The sequence below is a fragment of the Prescottella sp. GW823-FHT02E09 genome, from assembly GCF_058797375.1.
Window position 1 is genome coordinate 728,121 of record NZ_JBXAJP010000002.1, and the last position, 22,508, is coordinate 750,628.

Genomic DNA, 22,508 nt, shown 5'->3' on the forward strand with positions numbered 1-22,508 from the left:
CACGACGAAGGGCCCGTCCACCAGGACGGGCCCTTCGTGCATTCCTATCCGCGTGCGAGCTGCGCGAGCGCCGGCACCAGCTGGGCCAGTGCACGGCCGCGGTGCGAGGCCGCGTCCTTCTCCTGCGGCGACAGCTCGGCCGACGTCCGCTGCTCGTCCTCGGGCTCGAAGACGGGGTCGTAGCCGAATCCGTTGTCACCGCGCGGCTCGCGGACGATCCGCCCACGCCACTCCCCCCGCACCACGATCGGGTCCGCGCCAGGGATCGCGAGCGCGCACGCCGACACGAAGGCCGCCCCGCGGCGCTCGTCGGGTGTGTCCGACAGCTGAGCCAGCAGCAGCGCGGTGTTCGTGTCGTCCTTGCCGTGGGTGCCGCTCCAGCGGGCGGACAGGACCCCCGGCATCCCGTTCAGCGCGTCGACCTCGAGCCCCGAGTCGTCGGCAACGCACGGCAGGCCGGTGGCGGCGGCACCGTCGAGCGCCTTGACGAGCGCATTGTCCTCGAACGTCGCACCGGTCTCCGGGGTCTCCGGGAACGCGGGCACCTCGTCGAGGCCGATCACGTCGAGTCCGTCGATGCCGGCAGCGACGAGCACTCGACGGAGTTCACCGAGCTTCTTGGCGTTGCGGCTGGCGACCAGGATCTGGCCGCTCAACTGCCGAACGCCTTCTTCTTCGGCTCGGCCGGCTCGGGCAACACGCCCGGGTACGGCTCGGCGAGCGCGGCCTGCTGGATCTCGAACAGCTGCTCGCAGCCGGCGAGCGCGGAGTCGAGCAACTTGTCGAGCGTCGAGCGCGGGAACGTGGCGCCCTCGCCGGTGCCCTGGATCTCGACCAGGGTGCCGGTGTCGGTCGCGACGACGTTCATGTCGACCTCGGCGCGCGAATCCTCCTCGTACGGCAGGTCCAGGCGGACACGTCCGTCGACGACACCGACGCTGACGGCGGCGATGGCGCACGAGATCGGCTGTGGGTCCGCGAGGCGGCCGGCGGCACGCAGGTAGGTCACCGCGTCGACGAGCGCGACGTAGGCGCCGGTGATGGCCGCGGTGCGGGTGCCACCGTCGGCCTGCAGCACGTCGCAGTCGATCGCGATGGTGTTCTCACCGATCGCGGCAAGGTCGATGCACGCGCGCAGCGAACGACCGACGAGGCGGCTGATCTCCTGGGTGCGCCCGCCGACCTTGCCCTTGACCGACTCGCGGCCGCTGCGGGTGTGCGTGGCGGCCGGGAGCATCGCGTACTCGGCGGTGAGCCAGCCCAGCCCCGAACCCTTGCGCCAGCGGGGCACACCCTCCTCGACGCTGGCGGTGCACATCACCCGGGTGTTGCCGAACTCCACCAGCACCGACCCCGCGGGGTGGTTGGTGAATCCCCGCGTGATCCGAACCTCGCGGAGCTGATCGTCCGTCCTACCGTCTTCTCGTGTCGTCACGACCGAGAGCCTAGTCGGGGTCAGACGGTGTAGACGTCGCCGGCCGAGACCGCGTGCACCGGTCCGGAGAACTCGGCCTTCGCCTCGGCGATGACGTCCTCGCGGGACGTCCACGGCGGAATGTGGGTGAGGAGCAGCTCGCCGACCCCGGCACGGGTCGCGATCTGCCCCGCCTCCGTACCGGACAGGTGAATTCCCTCGGGACGGTCGGGGCTGTGCGTCCACGACGCCTCCGACAGCAGCACGTCCGCGCCCCGCGCCAGTTCCACGACGGACTCGCAGATCCCGGTGTCACCGGTGTAGACGAGGACCCGGCCGGTGTTGCTGGTGACCCGGAACCCGTACGCCTCGGGCGGGTGGTTGACCCGGCGGGCCTGCACGGTGATCTCGCCGATCTCGGCGATGTGGCCGTCGGACCAGCTGCGCAGGTCGATGGTGTCGGAGATGTCGTCGATTTCACCGCCGCATTCAGCGGACGCGACACCGATGCGGCACGCGCTGTCCGTGGGACCGTAGACGAGGGCCCGGCCGGCCGGCGGATTGGGGTGGTAGCGGCGCCACACCAGCAGACCCGGCATGTCGAGGCAGTGGTCGGCATGCAGGTGCGACAGCAGGATCGTGGCCTCGCCGGGATCGGCGTACCGCTGCAGGGCGCCGAGCACACCGGGGCCGAAATCCATGACCACCGGCGGGGTGTTCGGGGCCGTCACGAGGTAGCCCGAAGCAGCCGAGTCGGGTCCGGAGACGCTGCCCGAACATCCCAGGACCGTAATGCGCATGCAAACTATGCTGCCACGACCACCGCGCTCTCAAAAAGCTTCGGGCACTTTCGGCTGCGTGAACTCACATCTGCTGCCGGATTGTGATCCGGCGTCGTGCCCTCGCGGCGTGTGATCATCGAGTCAGCGACGCGCACCTGGAGGGCTGTTCTAGCTGCGCGGCAACTGGATCCCGGACGTGCCGGCCGTCGGTACCGCGGCCCGGCGCCTGCGCGTGTCGGACGACACCAGCCACGCCGCGACGACGCCGCCGATCGCGCCGAACAGGTGCCCCTGCCACGAGATCCCGTACTGCCCGGGCAGCACGCCCCACAGCATGCCGCCGTACACGAACAGCACCACCACACCCAACAGGATCTGCCCGACGCTGCGGGTGAAGATACCCCGCACCAGCAGGTACGTGAGCCAGCCGAACACCAGGACCGAGGCGCCGAGATGCGCGCCGACACCACCGGTGAGCCACGTACCCACCCCGCCGATCACCCAGATGATCCCGGTCGCGGCGAGCCCGCGGCCGATCCCCGACATCAACACCAGGAACCCGAGGATCAGCAGCGGGACCGTGTTGGCGAACAGATGCCCCCAGCCGAAGTGCAGCATCGGCGCGAACAGGATCCCCCACAGGCCGTCGAGCGTGCGCGGTTCGATCCCCCACTGGTCCAGTGGATTGCCGGCGACGGTGTCGACGGCCTCGAGGACGTAGAGCACCATCGCGAACCCGCCGACGGTGATCGCCGCCCGCTGCCACAGCGGGCGCGGGACGCGAGGCAGGTCGGGGCGCAGTTCTGATCCGGCGGTCACGAAACCGAGCGTACCGACCGTCGCCGACGGGCGGTCGGGGCCGAACGACCGTGTGGGCTAGCCGGACGTCCCGAATGCCGACGGAAACAGGTCCCGGTAGCTCGGGATGCCCGCGACCGATGTGGCCGACAGGATCGCGTCGACGATCGCACGCTGCACGCATTCCGCAGCCGCGGTGCAGACCACGTCGAGGATAGGCAGTTCCGTCGGGAACGCCGCCGGGACGCCCTCGGGGGCGGGGACGTCGTGGCCGCCGGTCGCGAGCGCGAAGATCGTGTCGCCGTCGAGCGGCGAATGCGCCGGGCGGATGGCGCGGGCCAGGCCGTCGTGTCCGGCGACCGCCACCCGCCGGCACGCGGCCTTGGACAGCGGCGCGTCGGTCGCGACGACGCCGATCGTGGTGTTGAGCACGGTCGTCTTCACCCCCGACGCGTTGGCGGCGGCGAGATCGTCGGGCGACGGCAGCCGCATCCCGCGTCGCTCGGCGTCCGCGAGCGACAGCCCCCACGGCAGACCGGTGTCGGGGTCCCACACCGAGCCGACCGGGTTGGCGACCATGAGGGCCGCGACGGTGACGCCGTCGGCCGGACCACCGTCGATGACGGTGCTCGCGGTGCCCACCCCGCCCTTGATGACGCCCGCGCGAGCTCCGGTCCCGGCCCCGACGCTGCCGGTGGCGACGGTGTCCGAGGCACGGGCCGCCGCGCGATACCCGAAGTCGGCGGTGGGCCGGACGTTCCAGTCACCGACGGGCAGGTCGAAAATGACGGCGCCGGGCACGATGGGGACCACCTGACCGGGAGCCCCCATCGGGATGCCGTGGTCGTGTTCCTCGAGCCACCGCATGACCCCGTCGGCCGCGGCGAGGCCGTACGCGCTGCCGCCGCTCAGCACGACGGCGTGCACGTGCTGCACCGAGTGGCTGGGGTCGAGCAGATCGGTCTCGCGGGTGCCCGGACCACCGCCGCGCACGTCGACGCCCGCGGTCGCACCCGAGGGCACCAGCACGACGGTGCATCCGGAGGCGGCACCGCCACCGAGCGTCGCATCGGGGTCGAGCACGTGGTCGTGGCCGACGAGCACACCCGCGACGTCACACAGCGAGTTCGACGCCCCCGCCGCCGCCGTCACGAGAGCAGCGCCTGGACGAGAGAGTCCTGCATCCACGTCAACCAGTGGTAGACGTCCAGGTGCGGGGCCCGCGGGTCGCCCTCCTCGAGTTCGTCCGGGGTGTCGGCGTCGATGCCGAGATTGGTTCCCAGCGCCAGCCGGACGTCGTTGAGCGCGGCCAGCCACGCGTCGGCCTGCTCCGGGGTGATGACGACCCGGCCGCCCTCGGCGGGCACCGTCCGCAGGACCACGGACCCGGCGGCGATCTTCTCGTCGATGATCTCCGGCTCGTGGAGGCTGCGCAGGGCGCTGTTGACGTTGCCGCGCTCGGGATCGTCGTCGGGCCGGTCGGGGTCGGCGCGCTGGAAGTCGGGCAACAGCCGGGCGAGGACCTCGTCGGACGGCGTCTCGCTGTTGCCGGTCCGCAGGCCTGTCAGCGCGGCCAGTTCGTCCGTCGGCGCCGACGCGGCACGCTCCTCGAGCAGCCCGGACACCGACGTCACCAACGACCTCAGTACCGCCGCCTCGTGGGCGTCCATCTCCGAGCGCAGCTTCAGTCCGCCGAGTGAGTTCTTCCTGGTCCAAGTCCGCACGTCTGTACCCGGGTTCCTAACCGTCGAGAGGGATGGATGGAGCGTCTAGCTGCTGTCGCGCTGCATGGTGGCCCACAGGCCGGCCGCATGCAGCTTGCGCACGTCGTTCTCGACCTTGTCGCGCGAACCGCTCGACACGACCGCCTTGCCTTCCTTGTGGACCTGCATCATCAGGTCCGTCGCCTTGGCCTTGCTGTAGCCGAAGAGCTTCTGGAAGATGTACGTCACGTAGTGCATGAGATTGACGGGATCGTCCCAGACCACGGTCACCCACGGCCGGTCCTGAGCCTCGGTCATCTCTTCGATCTCCGCCTCGGCCGGAGAGACCTGGGGCGCTGCGGCGGGCATCTTGCCGACCGGAAGTGCGGTCGGGAAAGTCAGTGTGGAACTCGGCGCCATGGGTCCAGGGTACGGCGTGGCTCCGGAACTCGACACCCGCGTCCGCCGCCCGAATCGTAAAGTTGGGCCCGTGGCAACCGTTCCCGCAGAGTGCACCGCGCTTCGTCCGAGTACCGCGCTTTTCACCGACCAGTACGAGCTGACGATGCTCGAGGCGGCCCTCGCCGACGGCTCGGCGCACCGCCGCTGCAGCTTCGAGGTCTTCGCCCGCCGGCTGCCCGACGGACGCCGGTACGGCGTCGTCGGCGGCATGGGCCGAATCCCGGAGGCGTTGGCGCACTTCCGGTTCGGCGACCCCGAGCTGGAGATCGTGTCCCGCTTCCTCGACACCTCCACCGTGAACTGGCTGCGCGACTTCCGATTCTCCGGTGACATCGACGGCTACCGCGAGGGCGAGCTGTACTTCCCCGGATCACCGATCCTGTCGGTGCGTGGCACGTTCGCCGAATGTGTCCTACTCGAGACCCTGGTGTTGTCGATCCTCAACCACGACAGCGCGATCGCGTCGGCGGCCGCACGCATGGTCGGTGCGGCCGACGGTCGTCGGCTGATCGAGATGGGGTCGCGGCGAGCGCACGAGGAGTCGGCGGTCGCGTGCGCCCGCGCGGCCTACCTCGCGGGATTCGACGCCACCTCCAACCTCGAGGCGGTGCGGCGGCACGGGGTACCGGGCGCGGGCACCAGCGCACACGCGTTCACGCTGCTGCACACCACCGACGGCGCCTCGAACGAGGAGGCCGCGTTCCGCGCCCAGGTGGCTGCGCTGGGGGTGGGAACGACGCTGCTGGTCGACACGTACGACATCACTCAGGGCGTCGAGAACGCCGTCGCCGCTGCAGGTACCGGTCTCGGCGGGGTGCGCATCGACTCCGGCGACCTGGGTGTGCTCGCCCGTCAGGTCCGTGAGCAACTGGACGGCCTGGGCGCGACGGGCACCAGGATCGTCGTGTCGGGCGATCTCGACGAGTATGCGATCGCGGCCCTGCGCGCCGAACCGGTCGACGCGTACGGCGTCGGAACATCGCTCGTGACGGGTTCCGGGGCCCCGACGGCGGGCATGGTCTACAAACTCGTCGAGGTCGACGGCGTCCCGGTGGAGAAGCGCAGTAGCCACAAGCAGTCGCGCGGCGGCACGAAGCGGGCGGTGCGGCTGAGCCGTCCGTCGGGCACCATCGTCGAGGAGGTGTTGTACCGCGCGCACGCGCCGGTGCCGGACACCGGCGGCCTCGAGGCTCGGGAACTGCTCGCCCCGATGGTGCGAGGCGGCGAGATCCGCGGCGATCTGCCGACGCTGGAGGACGCCCGCGCGCTGCTCGCGAGCAATCTCGTGAGCCTGCCGTGGGAGGGTCTCAAGCTCTCCCACGGAGATCCGGCCGTCCCGTCCCGTTTCGTCGGAGAGGGGTGGCGGCCGTGACCGGGAAGGCGCTGATCGTCACCGACGTCCAGAACGACTTCTGTGAGGGCGGCTCGCTCGCCGTCGCGGGCGGCGCGACGGTCGCCGCCGACGTCAACGACCTGTTCGGCCCGGGGTACGCGGCGATCGTCGCAACCCGTGATCACCACGTCGATCCGGGCGCGCACTTCTCCGAGGAGCCGGACTTCGTCGACACGTGGCCGCCGCACTGCGTGGCCGGGACACCGGGGGCCGAGTTCCATCCGGCGCTCGAGACCGGGCCGATCGAGGAGGTGTTCACGAAGGGCGAGTACAGCGCCGCGTACTCGGGCTTCGAGGGCGTCTCCCCCACCGGCGAGTCGCTCGCCGCGTGGCTCCGCCGCCATCACATCGACGCCGTGGACGTGGTGGGCATCGCGACCGACCACTGCGTCCGCGCGACCGCGCTGGACGCGGCCACCGAGGGTTTCCGCACGCGGGTGCTGCTCCCCTTCACCGCCGGCGTGTCGCCCGTCACCGTGGACGCCGCGCTGGCCGAACTCGACGCGGCGGGCGTCGAACTCGTCGGGCAGGTCGGCGACCGGACCTGACGGTCCCGCGCAGTACCCTGTTGCGGTGTCCGACCGTGCCCGAGAGCTGCCCAATGTCCCGGAACTTCTCGAGGTCGCGGTTCGGACGTTGGGCGGCAAGCCACGCAAGAACCAGCTGACGATGGCGTCCGCCGTCGCCCACTCGATCGACACCGGCGAGCACCTCGCGGTGCAGGCCGGGACGGGTACCGGCAAGTCGCTCGCCTACCTCGTGCCGAGCGTCCGGCACGCCGTCGAGTCCGGCCGCACCGTCGTCGTCTCGACCGCGACCATCGCGCTGCAACGCCAGCTCGTCGACCGGGACATGCCACGCCTGGCCGACGCGCTCACCTCCGCGCTGGGACGGCGCCCGCAGTTCGCGATCCTCAAGGGCCGCGGCAACTACCTGTGCATGAACAAGATCCACACCGGCATGGCGCAGGACGATCCGCCCGAGGCGGAACTGTTCGACGCGTTCGCGATCTCGCGTCTGGGCCGCGAGGTGCAGCGGCTGACGAAGTGGTCGTCGGACACCGAGACCGGTGACCGCGACGACCTCGTACCCGGCGTCAGCGACCAGGCTTGGCGCCAGGTCAGCGTCAGCGCCCGCGAATGCCTCGGCAAGTCGCGCTGCCCGGTCGGCGAGGACTGCTTCGCCGAACGGGCCCGCGCCGAGGCCGCGCAGGTCGACGTCGTGGTCACCAATCACGCGATGCTCGCGATCGACGCGATCTCCGGCATCGCGGTGCTGCCCGAACACGACGTCGTCGTCATCGACGAGGCCCACGAGCTGGTCGACCGGGTCACCGGCGTCGCGACGGCGGAGCTGTCGGCGTCGGCGATCAGCGCGGCCGCCCGCCGCAGCATCAAGATCGTCGAGGAGCAGGACGTCGACCGGCTCGAGGGCGCCGCCGAGGGCTGGGCGGAACTGCTCGAGGATCTGCCCGCCGGGCGCTGGGACGGGTTGCCCGACGGGGTCGGGATGGCGTTGGCCGCGGTCCGCGACGCCGCGTGGAACGTCCGGACGGCAATCGGGCCGTCCAAGCCCGGCATGGCGGCCGCCGACCCCGAAGCCGCGGCCGCCCGCAACGCCGCGCTGTCGGCGATCGACGAGATCCACGACAGCGCGGTCCGCGTGCTCACCGCGTTCGACGAGCCCGACCCGGCCAAGCGCAGGGACGTCGTGTGGCTCTCGGTCGACGAGAACCGTGGCAACGTGCGCCGGGTGGTGCGGATGGCGCCGCTGTCGGTGGGCGGGCTGCTGCGGGCGAGCCTGTTCGCGGAGTCGACGGTGGTGCTGACGTCGGCGACACTCACGGTCGGTGGCTCGTTCGACGGGCTCGCCGTCAACTGGGGCCTGCCACCGGAGTCGCCGGCCCGCAGCGACACCGCGACCGCGATCGGCAAGGAGGCGCCGTCGGACGCCGGTGCGCTGCGCTGGAATTCGCTCGACGTCGGCTCACCGTTCGACCATGCGAAGGCCGGGATCATGTACGTCGCCCGGCACCTGCCCCCGCCCGGGCGGGACGGGTTGTCCCCCGCCTTCATGGACGAGATCGCCGAGTTGGTGACCGCGGCCGGTGGCCGCACGCTGGGGCTGTTCTCGTCGATGCGCGCCGCGAAGGCCGCCGCCGAGGAGATGCGCGAACGCCTCGACGTCCCGATCCTGTGCCAGGGCGACGACGCCACGGGCACGCTGGTGAAGAAGTTCGCCGAGGACGAGGCGACCACGTTGTTCGGCACGCTGTCGCTGTGGCAGGGCGTCGACGTGCCGGGGCCGTCACTGAGTCTGGTGATCCTCGACCGGATCCCGTTCCCGCGCCCGGACGACCCGCTGCTCATAGCCCGCCAGCAGGCCGTGGAGTCGCGCGGCGGCAACGGGTTTCTCTCGGTGGCCGCGAACCACGCCGCCCTGCTGCTGGCGCAGGGGGTGGGCCGTCTGCTGCGCAGCGTCGACGACAAGGGTGTCGTCGCGGTCCTCGACTCCCGACTGGCCACCGCCCGCTACGGCGGCTACCTGCGGGCGTCGCTGCCGCCGTTCTGGGAGACCGCGGACCCGAAGGTGGTCCGGCAGGCACTCGCCCGGATCGCGGCGTCGCGGCCCTGAGCACGCACCCCGGCAAAACTGGGCCGACGCTCCCGCATCCGCCCTATGCTCGGGCGATGGACCCGGTGATCTCGGTTCGCGGACTCGCCAAGCGATTCGGTGACGTCCATGCCCTCGACGGCCTCGATCTCGAGGTCACCCCCGGTGAGGTCCACGGCTTCCTCGGCCCCAACGGTTCCGGCAAGTCCACGACCATCCGGGTGCTGCTGGGTCTGCTGCGCGCCGACGACGGCGAGGTGTCCGTGCTCGGCGCCGACCCGTGGCGCGACGCCGTCAGCCTGCACCGCCACCTCGCGTACGTGCCGGGCGATGTGAATCTGTGGCCCAATCTCACCGGCGGTGAGGCCATCGACCTGTTCGGGCGGCTGCGCGGCGGCCTCGACGAGAAGCGCCGCCAGGACCTGCTCGAGCGATTCGAACTCGACCCCACCCGTAAGGGCCGCACGTACTCGAAGGGCAATCGGCAGAAGGTCGCGCTGGTCGCGGCGCTGGCCGCCGACGCGCAGCTGCTGATCCTCGACGAGCCGACGTCTGGCCTGGACCCGTTGATGGAGGCGGTGTTCCAGCAGTGCATCGGCGAGGCGGCCCGCGACGGCCGCACGATCCTGCTGTCGAGCCACATCCTGGCCGAGGTGGAATCGCTGTGCGGCGTGGTCACGATCATCCGTTCGGGGCGGACGGTGCAGAGCGGCACGCTGCGCGAGCTGCGCCACCTGACCCGGACCACGATCACCGCCACCACCCGCGAGTCTCCGGACGGGATCGCCGCGCTGCCGGGCGTGCACAATCTGCAGTCGCTCGACGACCAGGCCAACGGCGTCACCTTCGACGTGGACTCCGACCGGATCGACTCGGTGATGTCGACGCTCACCGGGCTCGGCGTGCTGACGATCACCGCGCACCCGCCGACCCTCGAGGATCTTTTCCTGCGCGAGTACAGCGACGAGTTCGACTCGCTGGGCATCGAGCGACGATGACGGCGCAGGTCGCGGGCGTCGAGCGGGTCGCCGGGCCCGTCGGTACCTCGCCGACGGACCGTCTCGCCGGAACCTGGACGCTCACCCGGTTGGCGTTGCGGGTCGATCGGATCCGGCTGCCCGCGTGGGTGATCACGGTCGGCGGGTCGACGGTGCTGCTGGCGTCGAGTTACAACACCCTGTATCCCACGCCCGAATCGCGGCAGGCACGCGCCGCCCTCATCGAGTCACCGGCGGCGACGGCGCTGGCCGGACCCGGCTACGGACTGTCCGACTACACACTCGGCGCGATGGTGGCGAACGAGATCGCGGGCATGACGATGATCGCAGTCGCGGTCATGTCGGTGCTGCTGGTGACTCTGCACCTGCGGACCGAGGAGGAGTCCGGTCGCGCCGAGATGCTGCGTTCGGCCGTGGTCGGCCGATTCGCGCCGATCACGTCAGGACTCGCAGTGGTGCTGCTGGCGAACCTGCTGATCGGACTGGTCCTCGGGCTCGGCCTGACCGCGGTCGGGTTGCCGGCGCTCGGGTCGTGGAATCTGGCCGCCGGGGTGTTCATGGTCGGTCTCGCGTTCGGCGCGACGTCGGCGCTGTTCTCCCAGGTCACCGAGCATGCCCGCACCGCAAGCGGATTGGGGCTCGTCGCGGTGGCCGTCGCGTATCTGCTGCGCGCGATCGGCGACGTCCGCGCCAAGGAGGACGGCAGCGTGTGGTCCTGGCTGTCGCCGATCGGTTGGGCGCAGTCCACGCGCGCCTATGTCGACGAGCGGTGGTGGCCTCTGCTGCTGGGGCTCGGCGCGGTGGTGATCGGTGTCGCCCTCGCCTACGCGGTGGTGGGCCGGCGGGATGTCGGCGCGGGTCTGGTGGCACCGCGGGGCGGGCGGCCCCGCGCGAGCGGCGCCCTCACCGGGATCGCGGCGCTGACGGTGCGGATGCAGCGCAACCAGATCGTGGCGTGGGGCATCGGCGTCTTCGCGCTCGCGTTCCCGATCGGTGCGCTCGGCCAGCAGGTCGCCGACTTCGTGAACCAGGACCCCCGTCTGGCCGGGCTGCTGCCGGGAGGCGAGGCCAACGCCGCACAGGGCGCGTTCGCGCTGTACCTGGTGTTCCTGACGATCATGGCGTGCATGTACGCGCTCACCGCCGTCCAGTCCGCCCGCAACGAGGAGACGTCCGGCCGGGCCGAGGACGTCCTGGCGAGCCCGGTCTCCCGCTGGCGATGGCTCGGCGCGCAACTGGTGGTGATCACGATCGCGACCGCGATGATCGTGCTGGCGGCCGGCGCCGCGATGGGCATCACCGCGGCCGCGACCCTGCACGACGGTGCGATGTTCGGGCGCCTCGTCGGCGCCGCCGCGAACGGCGTGCCCGCGACGCTGACGCTCATCGGGCTCACCGCGGCGGTGTACGCCTGGTTCCCGCGACTGTTGGCGGTGGTGTGGGTGTACATCGGCTACGCCCTGGTGATCGGGATGTTCCTCGAGGTACTGCCCGACTGGACCGGGTGGGGGTCGCCGTTCCACTTCACCCCGAACCTGCCGGCGGACGAGTTCGACGTCGTGCCGCTGATCGTGCTGCTCGTCATCGCGGCGGCGCTCTACGCGCTCGCGCTGGTGGGCTTCCGCCGCCGCGACATCCAGTCCTGACGATAGGACTAGACGTAGGGCGCCGCGACGAGACCCAGTTCGGCGTCGGTGGCCAGCAGGTCGTGGTGCGGCAGGACGCGGACGGTGTAGCCCACGGACCCCGACACCGGCAGCGGTGTGGTCGCCTCGAACACCTCCCCCAGTCCGTCGGCCCCGGTGTGCACCATCGGCACGGTCGTGACGTCGCTGAGTTCCTCGGTGGGCCCGACCTTTCCGAGCACCGCCTGCACCACGACGTCCGTCGGCGCGAGGCCACCCAGGCGCACGAACGCGCGCAGTGAGAGGTCGGCGCCGATCTCCGGGTTGTCGGGCAGCCCGGCGCTGTCGACCTGCGCCACCTGCACGCCCGGCCACGCCGCACCCACGCGGCGCCGGTACTCGGCCATCTCGCGGGCGCCGGCGAAGTTGTCGGGCAGCATCTTCCGGGCCGCGTCCGCCGCCGGCGCGTAGTACTCGACCGCGTAGTCGCGCACCATCCGCGACGCCAGCACCTTCGGACCCAACGTCTGCAGCGTGTGCCGGACCATCTCGAGCCAGCGGGTCGGCAGGCCACTCTCGTCGCGCTCGTAGAAGCGGGGCAGCACCGACCGCTCGAGCAGCTCGTACAGCGCGGTGGCCTCGAGGTCGTCGCGGCGGGTCTCGTCGGCGACACCGTCGGCGGTGGGGATGGCCCAGCCGTTCTCGCCGTCGAACATCTCGTCCCACCAGCCGTCGCGGATGGACAGATTCAGTCCGCCGTTGAGCGCCGACTTCATGCCCGACGTCCCGCACGCCTCGAGTGGCCGCAGTGGATTGTTGAGCCACACGTCGCAACCCCAGTACAGGTACCGGGCCATCGACATGTCGTAGTCGGGCAGGAACACGATCCGGTGCCGGACGTCGTGCTGGTCGGCGAACCGCACGACCTGCTGGATCAGCGCCTTGCCGCCCTCGTCGGCGGGATGGCTCTTACCGGCGACGACGAGCTGCACCGGACGGCTCTCGTCGAGCAGCAGTGCCTTCAATCGCTCGGCGTCGCGCAGCATGAGCGTCAGGCGCTTGTAGGTCGGCACCCGGCGCGCGAACCCGACGGTCAGGACCTTCGGGTCGAACACCTCGGTCGTCCAGCCGAGTTCGGCCTCGGTCGCGCCGCGTTCGAGCCACGACGCCCGCACTCGGCGGCGCACCTCGTCGACCAGCTGCGCCCGCAGCGTGTTCCGGGTCGACCAGAGTTCGCCGGAGTCGATCTCCCGCAACCGTTCCCAGCCGCGGGCCTCCTCCAGCAGGTCCGGCCCGACGAGTCGGCGGGCAAGGTCCATCCATTCGCGGGCCGCCCACGTCGGGGCGTGCACGCCGTTGGTGACCGAGCCGATCGGCACCTCGGCGGCGTCGAAGCCTGGCCACAGGGATTCGAACATCGCCCGGCTCACCTCGCCGTGCAGCTTCGAGACCCCGTTGGCGCGCTGGCCCAGCCGAAGACCCATGTGCGCCATGTTGAACACGCCCGGGTCGTTCTCGCCACCGAGCGCGAGGATGCGGTCCACCCCCAGTCCGGGGAGCAGCGTCGATTCCTGCTCCCCCTCGCTGCCACCGAAGTAGCGGCGCACCAGCTCGGTCGGGAACCGGTCGATGCCCGCCGGGACCGGCGTGTGCGTCGTGAACACGGTGCCCGCGCGTACCGCCGCGAGTGCGGCGTCGAAGTCCAGTGCGGAGGTGGTGATCAGCTCCCGGATGCGTTCGAGTCCGAGGAAACCGGCGTGTCCCTCGTTCATGTGGAACACCTCGGGGTCGGCGAGACCGTGCGCGCGGGTGTAGGCGCGGACCGCACGCACGCCGCCGATGCCGGCCAGGATCTCCTGCTTGATCCGGTGGCCCTGGTCGCCACCGTAGAGCCGGTCGGTCACCGCGCGCAGCTCCGGATCGTTCTCCGCGATGTCCGAATCGAGCAGCAGCAGCGGCACCCGGCCGACCTGCGCGATCCACACCCGTGCGCGCAGCACGCGACCGCCGGGCATCGCGATGTGGATCAGCACCGGCGCGCCCGGTCCGCCGTCCTCGGCGCTCTCGGTGAGCAGCCGCAGCGGCAGCCCCTGCGGGTCGTGGGCCGGGTAGTGCTCGGCCTGCCAGCCGTCCGCGGTGAGCGACTGCCGGAAGTACCCGGAGCGGTACAGCAGCCCGACGCCGATCAGCGGCAAACCCAGGTCCGACGCGGCCTTGAGATGATCGCCGGCGAGGATGCCGAGCCCACCGGAGTAGTTCGGCAGCACCTCGGTGACACCGAACTCCATCGAGAAGTACGCGATCCCGGTGGCCAGCGCGGCGCCCTTCCCGAGCTGGTCCTGATACCAGCGCGGCCGGGTCAGATAGTCGTCCAGCTCGGCGGCCACACGGTCCAGTTCCGCCAGGAACGCCTGATCGACGGCCAGTTCGTCGAGCCGGTACGGATCCACCTCGCCGAGTATCCGGACCGGATCGTGACGCACCGCCGTCCACAGGGCGGGGTCGATCGACGCGAACAGGTCCTGCGTCGCCGGGTGCCACGACCAGCGCAGGTTGGTCGACAGCGGCCCCAGGGCCGCGAGACGCTCGGGCAGATGGGCTCGGACGGTGAACCGACGCAGGGCTTTCACGCCGCGAACACTACCCATGTTCGGGCCCGGTGACGCGCCGAGTCGAGACTCCTCCCGCCAGCGATCAGTCCCACCAAACCGCGCTGAATTCGTACCAGGGTCCGCCCAGATGCGTCGCGGTGAAGTCGTCGAAGCCTGCCGGTGACCCGTCCGGCAAGTAGGCCCACCCGGAACTCGTCGAGATTCCGAGACCACCGGCGTCGACGAAATAGACCGACCCACCGGCATCCTTCCGAACGAAAAGGAAGTCGAAGCGGCCGAGCTCGACGTTCGAACGCGACCGATCGGGCGAGGCAAGCACCTCGAGGGCGACGCGTTCGAAATCCGGCCGCAGGTCGTCGAAGCTCGGTGGTGGGAAGAGCAGCGCACCGGCCACGGAGACGATCACTGTCGCGGGCGCAACCAGGACCCAGCACGACCAGCGCCGGTCCCGGCCCACGAAGTACAGCGTGCGGATCGCCCACACCAGGCCCGCGACGGCGAGGACGAGAATCGCTGCGCCCCCGAACAGCAGCGGATCCGCCCACCGCGCGGCCCCGAACCTCGACGGCCACCGGTCGTAGTGGATGCACACGAGAACTCCCACGGCGACGCCCACGATCGCGGCGAGGACGCGGCCGGGCGGGCTGCTCCGTGTGTCGATGTCCTCGAGACCACCCTGAAGCTCCCCCATACGGGAAAGGTACCGGCGCAAGCGGGCACCCTCCGGTTTCCGTCGACGGCGGGGGCCGAACCGGAGGGGCGCGGGTGACTACTTCGCTGCTGCTTTGTCGGCTGAACCCCCGGCTGCTCCGATTTCGTCGCCACGATCCCGACGCCGCACGAGCCTCTGAACTACCGTTGATCCGACACTGTCCCCGCCCCGGACAGTCGGAGCCCGAACGGAGTACGTGTGACAGGTCGCCTCGCCATAGACGACGTGCTGCCCTCGATCGACGGCGGTCGTTTCCCGGCCAAGGCCGTGGTCGGCGAGGTGTTCCCCGTGTCCGCGACGGTGTGGCGCGAGGGACACGACGCCGTGGCGGCGACGCTGGTCGTCGAGGGCCCCGGCGGACCGTCCGACACCGTGCGGATCCCCATGCATCCCGGGCCGCAGCTGGACGCGTTCCACGCGACGTTCACCCCGACCGCGGTCGGGACCTGGAGCTACCGCATCGAGGCGTGGGGCGATCCGATCACGACGTGGCGTCACGCGGTGGAGGCCAAGCTCGGCGTCGGTCAGGGGCCGGCGGATCTCGCCAACGACCTCGAGCTCGGGGCGCGCCTGTTCGAGCGGGCGGCCGACGGCGCGGACCGGCTCGACCGTGACCGCCTGCTGACGGTGGCGGCGTCGCTGCGGTCCGACCGCCAGCTGCCGGTCCGGGTCGCGCCGGCGTTCGCATCCGAGGTCGCGGAGGCGCTGCGGGCACGACCGCTGCGCGAGCTGGTGACCGCGTCCCGCCCGTACGACGTAGTGGTCGACCGTCGACGCGCCCTGTTCGGATCCTGGTACGAGTTCTTTCCCCGCTCCACCGGCGGCCGGGACACGCACGGCGCCCCCCGGCACGGCACGTTCGCAACCGCGGCGGCGGATCTGCCCCGCATCGCCGCAATGGGCTTCGACGTCGTGTACCTGCCGCCGATCCATCCGATCGGGGAGGTGAACCGCAAGGGCCCCAACAATTCCCTCACCGCGGGACCCGACGACGTCGGCTCGCCGTGGGCGATCGGATCCGCGGACGGCGGTCACGACGCGATCCATCCCCGACTCGGGACCGAGGTCGACTTCGCGGCGTTCGTCGCCGACGCCGCGCGACTGGGACTGGAGGTGGCGCTCGACCTCGCGCTGCAGTGCGCGCCCGATCATCCGTGGGCGCAACAGCATCCCGAGTGGTTCACGCAACTGCCGGACGGCACCATCGCGTTCGCGGAGAACCCTCCCAAGAAGTACCAGGACATCTATCCGATCGACTTCGACCACGATCCCGACGGCATCCACGCCGAGGTCCTGCGTGTCGTGCGGCACTGGGTCCGGCTGGGCGTCAAGATCTTCCGCGTCGACAATCCGCACACCAAGCCGCCGAGCCTGTGGGAGTGGCTCATCGGCGAGGTGAAGAGGACCGACCCGGACGTGCTGTTCCTGTCCGAGGCCTTCACCCGGCCCGCGCGCCTCTACGGGCTCGCGAGACGCGGGTTCACGCAGTCGTACACGTACTTCACGTGGCGCGTGAACAAGTGGGAGCTCACCGAGTTCGGCCACGAGATCGCCGCCAAGGCCGACGAGGCCCGCCCCAACCTGTTCGTGAACACGCCGGACATCCTGCACGAGAGCCTGCAGCACGGCGGCCCCGGCATGTTCGCGGTGCGGGCCGCGCTCGCGGCGACGCTGTCCCCCACGTGGGGCGTGTACTCCGGCTACGAACTGTTCGAGCACGCCGCGGTCCGCCCGGGCAGCGAGGAGTACCTGGACTCGGAGAAGTACCAGCTGCGCCCGCGTGACTTCGCCGACGCCCGGGCCCGGGGCGAATCCCTCGAACCGTGGATCACGACGCTGAATCGGATCCGGCGGGCACACCCGGCGCTGCAGCAACTGCGCAACCTGCACTTCCACCACGTCGACAACGACGCACTGATCGCGTACTCCAAGTTCGATCCGGTCACCGGCGACGCCGTCCTGACCGTGGTGAACCTCAACCCGTTCGGTGCCGAGCAGGGTTTCGTGTCCCTCGACCTGCCGGCCCTCGGCCGGGACTGGCACGACCACCTGTCCGTGCACGACAGGGTCAGCGGCGAGCAGTACGAGTGGGGCCGGCACAACTTCGTCCGCCTCGAACCGTGGCGGGCGTCGGCGCACATCCTGGCGCTGCCACCGATCCCTCTCGAGACACGGCGACGCCTCGCGGACCGGGAGCACAATCCGTGACCCCGCCCGCCGCGGCGTGTCCACCGGATCCACGCGACCTGGAACTGCTGGTGCAGGGCACCCACCACGACCCGCACGCCGTCCTCGGTGCGCACCCCCACCCCGACGGCACGGTGATCCGGGCGCTGCGCCCGGGCGCCGAATCCGTCGCGGTGCGGATCGGTGGGCGGGACCATCCCCTGCACCGGGTCGCCGACGACGTGTTCAGCGCACTGGTCGCGGTCCACGAACTCGCGGACTACCGCCTGGTGGTGACGTACCCGGGTGCGTACACGGTAGTGACCGCCGACGGCTACCGGTTCCTCCCGACCCTCGGTGAACTGGATCTGCACCTGTTCGGGGAGGGTCGGCACGAGCGTCTCTGGGACATCCTCGGCGCGCATCCGCGGACGTACGACACCCCCGACGGCGTCGTGCACGGCACCTCGTTCGCGGTGTGGGCGCCCGGCGCCCGGGGCGTCACGGTGACCGGCAACTTCGACCTGTGGGGCGGGCACACCTTCCCCCTGCGGGTGCTCGGCTCGACCGGCGTGTGGGAGGTGTTCGTCCCCGACGTCGGCGCCGGCGAGATGTACAAGTTCCGGATCCACGGCCGCGACGGCACCATCCGCGACAAGGCCGACCCGATGGCGTTCGCGACGGAGGTACCGCCGGCGACCGCCTCCATCGTCACCGCATCGGCGCACCGCTGGTCCGACGACGAGTGGATGGCGGCCCGTGCGGGCTCGGAGCCGAGTCGGGAACCGATGAGCGTGTACGAGGTCCACCTCGGATCGTGGCGTCCCGGGCTGAGCTACACCGAACTCGCCGACGCACTGAGCACGTACGTCATCGAGTCCGGGTTCACACACGTGGAACTGCTTCCCGTCGCCGAACACCCGTACGGCGGCTCGTGGGGCTACCAGGTGACGTCGTACTACGCGCCGACCGCCCGCTTCGGGACGCCCGACGACTTCCGCGCGTTCGTCGACCGCCTGCACCGCGCCGGCATCGGTGTCATCGTGGACTGGGTGCCGGCGCACTTCCCCAAGGACGACTGGGCGTTGGCCCGGTTCGACGGCTCACCGCTGTACGAGCACGCCGATCCGCAGCGCGGCGAGCAACTCGACTGGGGCACATACGTGTTCGACTTCGGTCGCCGCGAGGTCCGGAACTTCCTGGTCGCCAACGCCCTGTTCTGGCTGGACGAGTTCCACGTCGACGGCCTGCGGGTCGACGCCGTCGCCTCGATGCTCTACCTCGACTACTCCAGGCCGTCGGGGCAGTGGACTCCCAACGTCCACGGAGGTCGGGAGAACCTCGAGGCGGTCGCGTTCCTGCAGGAGATGAACGCGACCATCCACAAGTATCACCGTGGTGTCGTGACCATCGCCGAGGAGTCGACGTCGTGGCCGGGCGTGACGCGCGGCACCAACGTCGGCGGTCTCGGGTTCACCATGAAATGGAACATGGGCTGGATGCACGACACCCTCGGGTATCTGCAGCGCGATCCCGTCCACCGCACGTTCCACCATCACGAGATCACGTTCTCACTGATGTACGCGTGGAGCGAGAACTACCTGCTGCCGATCAGCCACGACGAGGTCGTCCACGGCAAGGGCACGCTGTGGACGCGCATGCCGGGTGACGACCGGGCGAAGGCCGCCGGCGTACGCGCGCTGTTGGCGTACATGTGGGCGCACCCGGGCAAGCAGCTGCTGTTCATGGGTCAGGAGTTCGGGCAGCAGGCCGAGTGGTCCGAGGAACACGGACTGGACTGGCACGAACTCGAGGATCCGGTGACCGGCGACCTGCACCACGGCATCCACGGCCTCGTGTGCGAACTCAACGCCGTCTACCGCGCCAATCCGGCATTGTGGACGCTGGACACCTCCCCCGGCGGATACTCGTGGATCGACGCCAACGACACCGAGAACAACGTGCTGAGCTTCCTGCGGTACGGGAGCGACGGCTCGATCGTCGCGTGCCTGTACAACTTTTCGGGATCCGCGCACGAGAAGTATCGTGTGGGCTTGCCCGAACCCGGCAATTGGTCTGAGATCCTCAATACCGACGCGCTGGAGTTCCAGGGGTCGGGCCTGGGCAACTTCGGCTCGGTGACGGCCCTGGAGCGGCCGTGGCACGGCCGCCCGGCGTCGGCAGAGGTGACACTGCCGGCGAGCGCGGCCATCTGGATGCGGCTGGAAAGGTGAGGGACACGCGGTGACTGGGCAGGATCGGTGACACGCACGCGGCGACCGGCAGGCGCCGTCGCGACATCCCTCGTGCTGCTGACGGTGGCGATCAGCGCAGTCACCGGATGCTCGTCGACCATCGACGGACGCGCGGTGTCCATCTACGACGACCCGTTCACCGTGGCCGGGCTTCCCGCGCAGGGCGGTCCGAGCGGACCCCGCGAGGGCGCGCCGGACGCCACCCGCACCGTGACCGACGGCGACGGCGACGGCGGAGAGATCGACGCGCTCGCGGCGAACGCGATCTCCGACATCGAGGACTACTGGGCGTCCGAGTACCCGACGGTCTTCAAGGGCACGTTCCAGCCGGTCACCGACCTGCTGTCGTGGAACCCCGACGACACCGGCGCCCGCCGATTCTGCGGGATGACCACCGAGGACCTCGTCAACGCGGCGTACTGCGTCAGGCAGGACACGATCGGCTGGGACCGCGCCTACCTGCTGCCGAACCTGGTCGAGGCGTTCGGGCCGATGTCGGTGGTGATGGTGCTGGCACACGAGTACGGTCACGCGATTCAGCAGAAGGCCGGACTGGTGGGCGAGGACGATCCGGGCATCGTGTACGAACAGCAGGCCGACTGTTTCGCGGGCGCCTTCATCCGCCATGTCGCCGAGGGACGCGCCCCGCGCTTCACCCTCAACACGTCCGACGGGCTCAATTCGGTACTGGCAGCGACAGTCTCGGTGCGTGACACCGACCCCGGCGATCCCGAGTCGATTCACGGTTCCGCCTTCGAACGGGTCACCGCCGCCCAGATCGGCTTCACCGACGGCGCGGGTGCGTGCACCCGCATCGACGCCGACGAGATCACGTCGCGGCGGGCCGACCTGCCGCAGCGGTACGACGGCCGCAACGACGACGGTGAGCTGCCGGTGACGGCGGAATCACTGACCGCGATCTTCGACTCGTTCGGGACCGTGTTCGCCCTCGCCGACCCGCCCACCCTCGATCTCACCGGGATCGACACCGACTGCCGAGACGCGGACGCCACCGAGCCGGTCTCGTACTGTCCCGCCACCAACACCATCGGTGTCGACGTCCCCACCCTCGCCGAACGCGGACGCCCCGACACGGCGACCGGCGACGACGTCCTCAGCGCCGACGTCACCGGCGACTACGGCGCCTACGTCCTGCTCGCCTCCCGCTACACCCTCGCGGTGCAGAAGGCGGCGGGCCTGTCGCTGTCCGGCCCGCAGGCGGCGTTGCGCGCAGCGTGCCTGTCGGGCGCGGTCACCGCGGCGCTCAGTCCGGATCAGGCGGCCCCCACCGATACCCGGACGGTGTGGCTCTCGCCCGGGGACCTCGACGAGGCCATCTCCGGACTGTTGTCCGACGGACTGGCCGCGAGCGACGTCGACGGCAACACGGTGCCGAGCGGGTTCTCGCGCGTGGACGCGTTCCGCACCGGCGTCCTCGGCGGACAGCAGACCTGCGACGGCCGCTACCGCTGAGGATCGCCGATCGGATCGGGTCGAGCGCCGGTCAGTACAGCGCGGACGCGAGCTTCCGACGGGCCGCGACCAGTACCGGTTCCGCCGGGTCGAACAACTCGAACAGCTCGAGCAGACGTGTCCGTACCGCCGTCCGGTCGTCTCCGGCCGTGCGGCGGACGAGCGCGATGAGCCGGTCGAAGGCCGCCTCGGGTCGCTGGGAGTACAACTCGGCGTCGGCCGCGGCGAACTGGGCGTCGAGCGAGTCGGGCTGCGCGTCCGCCGCCTCGATCGCGTCGTCGGGCAGCTCCTGCACCCGGCCGAGGAATCGAACCTGCCGCAGCGCGGCAAGTGCCTGCTCGTTGGCCGGCTCGGAGTTGAGAATCAGGTTGTAGGCGGCCTCGGCGCCGGCGAAGTCGCCCTCGTCGAGCGCATTCTCGGCGGCCACGAAGCGGGGATCCTCGGGCTCGGGCTCCGGCTCGGAGCCGTCACCCGACGGCGGTCCGGCCAGCTTGCCCTGGACCGCTTCCTGCAGGGCGGCGATCCACTGGCGCAGCTGCGGCTCGGGCTGCGCGCCGGAGAAGTCCGCGAGGGGCTGACCACCGGCGATCGCGACGACCGTCGGGACCGACTGGACGCCGAACGCTTGTGCGATGCCCGGGTTGGCATCGACGTCGATCTTCGCGAGGACCCAGTTACCGCCGCCCTCGTGGGCGAGCTTCTCGAGCACCGGGGACAACTGTTTGCACGGTCCGCACCACGTGGCCCACAGGTCGACGATCACCAGCACCTGCATGGACCGCTCGAGCACCTCGGCCTGGAAGGTGGCCTCGGTGACGTCGATGACCGGTGCGAGCCCGGTCGTGCTGACGGGGGCCGAGTCGACTTGGGCCGAGTCGGTGACGGGCGCGCCCGCGGGCGCGCTCGGCGGCTGCTGTGCACGGTCCTTGAGACCGGACAGGTCGACGGCACCGGACATGGCCGCAGCGATACGAGGGGACGGACGAGAACCAGGTCGAGTCACGGATTCAGTTTGTCACGAGTGGCGGGCGGGCAGCCATTCCGGCCCGCCACCGGGGCGTCCGTCAGGCGACAGCGGGCGCCGACTGCGCAGCACCTGTGGTCGACAGCTCACCGAGGCGCCCGTTGCGCGCGGCCCAGCGCTCGAACCAGACGGTCATGAACGGCGGGATGCTGGAGATCATCGCGAGGGCGAGCGTCTTGAAGTCCCACCTGACGGCGCGCGCGGTGAACAGCGCCACGATCACGTAGATCACGAAGATCGCACCGTGGATCGGTCCGAAGATCTTCACCCCGATCTCCGGGGCGCTCTCGGGCAGGTACTTGAACGCCATGCCGATCAGCAGACCGGCCCAGCTGAAGGCTTCCAGAACAGCCACGAAACGGAAACGCTTGGGCCACGAGCTGAGATCGAAGAAGTTCGCCATGGCCGCCATTGTGCACGAGAAACTACGACACCCCGTAGTTGAGACTCGTCACAGTCTCGACCACGAGGTGCCGCA

Annotated in this window: 19 protein-coding genes; 8 read left to right on the forward strand and 11 right to left on the reverse strand. The window is 70.6% G+C overall.

All coding sequences use genetic code 11. The features are described from left to right. Positions 1-44: 44 nt before the first annotated feature. The 7 genes from rdgB to clpS form a co-directional block, all read right to left on the reverse strand. Positions 45-656, reverse strand: coding sequence for an RdgB/HAM1 family non-canonical purine NTP pyrophosphatase (rdgB, locus tag AC1RIF_RS07590; RefSeq protein WP_492600737.1), 612 nt, complete (start codon positions 654-656; stop codon positions 45-47). Next, entirely contained in the window at positions 653-1,435 is a 783-nt protein-coding gene (gene rph / locus AC1RIF_RS07595; protein WP_492600738.1) for a ribonuclease PH, read from the reverse strand. The genes rdgB and rph overlap by 4 nt, the downstream gene beginning before the upstream one ends. A 20-nt stretch (positions 1,436-1,455) precedes the next feature. Beyond that, entirely contained in the window at positions 1,456-2,214 is a 759-nt protein-coding gene (locus AC1RIF_RS07600; RefSeq protein ID WP_492600739.1) for a cyclic nucleotide-degrading phosphodiesterase, read from the reverse strand. Between the two features lie 150 nt (positions 2,215-2,364). Further along, positions 2,365-3,015, reverse strand: coding sequence for a rhomboid family intramembrane serine protease (locus AC1RIF_RS07605; RefSeq protein ID WP_492600740.1), 651 nt, complete (start codon positions 3,013-3,015; stop codon positions 2,365-2,367). A 57-nt stretch (positions 3,016-3,072) separates the two neighbouring features. Further along, on the reverse strand, positions 3,073-4,146 hold the full coding sequence (locus AC1RIF_RS07610; protein ID WP_492600741.1) for a P1 family peptidase: 1,074 nt from the start codon (positions 4,144-4,146) through the stop codon (positions 3,073-3,075). After that, positions 4,143-4,718 carry an oxidative stress transcriptional regulator AosR gene (gene aosR / locus AC1RIF_RS07615; protein WP_492600742.1) on the reverse strand — a complete coding sequence of 192 codons (576 nt, stop codon included), beginning with the start codon at positions 4,716-4,718 and terminating at the stop codon, positions 4,143-4,145. Before aosR ends, AC1RIF_RS07610 begins: the two co-directional genes overlap by 4 nt. 45 nt (positions 4,719-4,763) lie before the next feature. Beyond that, positions 4,764-5,117: an ATP-dependent Clp protease adapter ClpS gene (gene clpS / locus AC1RIF_RS07620; RefSeq protein ID WP_492600743.1), complete on the reverse strand. Its 354-nt coding sequence runs from the start codon at positions 5,115-5,117 to the stop codon at positions 4,764-4,766. On the opposite strand from clpS, the gene AC1RIF_RS07625 reads away from it, so the two are divergent. From AC1RIF_RS07625 to AC1RIF_RS07645, 5 genes are read left to right on the forward strand one after another with little or no spacing between them, the layout of a single operon-like run. Then, positions 5,116-6,531 carry a nicotinate phosphoribosyltransferase gene (locus AC1RIF_RS07625; protein WP_492600744.1) on the forward strand — a complete coding sequence of 472 codons (1,416 nt, stop codon included), beginning with the start codon at positions 5,116-5,118 and terminating at the stop codon, positions 6,529-6,531. The genes clpS and AC1RIF_RS07625 overlap by 2 nt on opposite strands. After that, positions 6,528-7,100, forward strand: coding sequence for an isochorismatase family protein (locus AC1RIF_RS07630; protein ID WP_492600745.1), 573 nt, complete (start codon positions 6,528-6,530; stop codon positions 7,098-7,100). The genes AC1RIF_RS07625 and AC1RIF_RS07630 overlap by 4 nt, the downstream gene beginning before the upstream one ends. A 25-nt stretch (positions 7,101-7,125) precedes the next feature. After that, positions 7,126-9,186 carry an ATP-dependent DNA helicase gene (locus tag AC1RIF_RS07635; protein WP_492600746.1) on the forward strand — a complete coding sequence of 687 codons (2,061 nt, stop codon included), beginning with the start codon at positions 7,126-7,128 and terminating at the stop codon, positions 9,184-9,186. Positions 9,187-9,242: 56 nt separating this feature from the next. After that, complete coding sequence (locus tag AC1RIF_RS07640) at positions 9,243-10,163, forward strand: ABC transporter ATP-binding protein (RefSeq protein WP_492600747.1); 921 nt, start codon at positions 9,243-9,245, stop codon at positions 10,161-10,163. After that, entirely contained in the window at positions 10,160-11,809 is a 1,650-nt protein-coding gene (locus AC1RIF_RS07645) for an ABC transporter permease (RefSeq protein WP_492600748.1), read from the forward strand. Before AC1RIF_RS07640 ends, AC1RIF_RS07645 begins: the two co-directional genes overlap by 4 nt. A gap of 8 nt (positions 11,810-11,817) precedes the next feature. Here AC1RIF_RS07645 and glgP read toward each other — a convergent pair whose 3' ends face one another. Then, positions 11,818-14,418 (reverse strand): alpha-glucan family phosphorylase, encoded by a 2,601-nt coding sequence (glgP, locus tag AC1RIF_RS07650; RefSeq protein ID WP_492600749.1) that lies wholly within the window; start codon positions 14,416-14,418, stop codon positions 11,818-11,820. A gap of 64 nt (positions 14,419-14,482) precedes the next feature. Continuing rightward, positions 14,483-15,091 (reverse strand): DUF1109 domain-containing protein, encoded by a 609-nt coding sequence (locus AC1RIF_RS07655; protein ID WP_492600750.1) that lies wholly within the window; start codon positions 15,089-15,091, stop codon positions 14,483-14,485. A 219-nt stretch (positions 15,092-15,310) separates the two neighbouring features. Here AC1RIF_RS07655 and AC1RIF_RS07660 point away from each other — a divergent pair, with 219 nt between their 5' ends. The 3 genes from AC1RIF_RS07660 to AC1RIF_RS07670 are packed head-to-tail and all read left to right on the forward strand — an operon-like array spanning position 15,311 to position 21,006. Next, positions 15,311-17,320 carry an alpha-1,4-glucan--maltose-1-phosphate maltosyltransferase gene (locus AC1RIF_RS07660; protein WP_492600751.1) on the forward strand — a complete coding sequence of 670 codons (2,010 nt, stop codon included), beginning with the start codon at positions 15,311-15,313 and terminating at the stop codon, positions 17,318-17,320. Then, the gene (gene glgB, locus AC1RIF_RS07665) at positions 17,317-19,512 is read left to right on the forward strand and encodes a 1,4-alpha-glucan branching protein GlgB (protein WP_492600752.1); all 2,196 of its coding nucleotides are present in this window, start codon (positions 17,317-17,319) and stop codon (positions 19,510-19,512) included. The genes AC1RIF_RS07660 and glgB overlap by 4 nt, the downstream gene beginning before the upstream one ends. A 27-nt stretch (positions 19,513-19,539) precedes the next feature. Further along, positions 19,540-21,006: a neutral zinc metallopeptidase gene (locus AC1RIF_RS07670; RefSeq protein ID WP_492600753.1), complete on the forward strand. Its 1,467-nt coding sequence runs from the start codon at positions 19,540-19,542 to the stop codon at positions 21,004-21,006. Positions 21,007-21,037: 31 nt separating this feature from the next. Here the strand turns inward: AC1RIF_RS07670 and AC1RIF_RS07675 are convergent, their stop codons facing one another. After that, positions 21,038-21,964, reverse strand: a complete 927-nt coding sequence (locus tag AC1RIF_RS07675; protein WP_492600754.1) for a tetratricopeptide repeat protein — start codon at positions 21,962-21,964, stop codon at positions 21,038-21,040. A gap of 106 nt (positions 21,965-22,070) precedes the next feature. After that, positions 22,071-22,442, reverse strand: coding sequence for a DUF3817 domain-containing protein (locus AC1RIF_RS07680; protein WP_492600755.1), 372 nt, complete (start codon positions 22,440-22,442; stop codon positions 22,071-22,073). Positions 22,443-22,508: the final 66 nt, after the last annotated feature.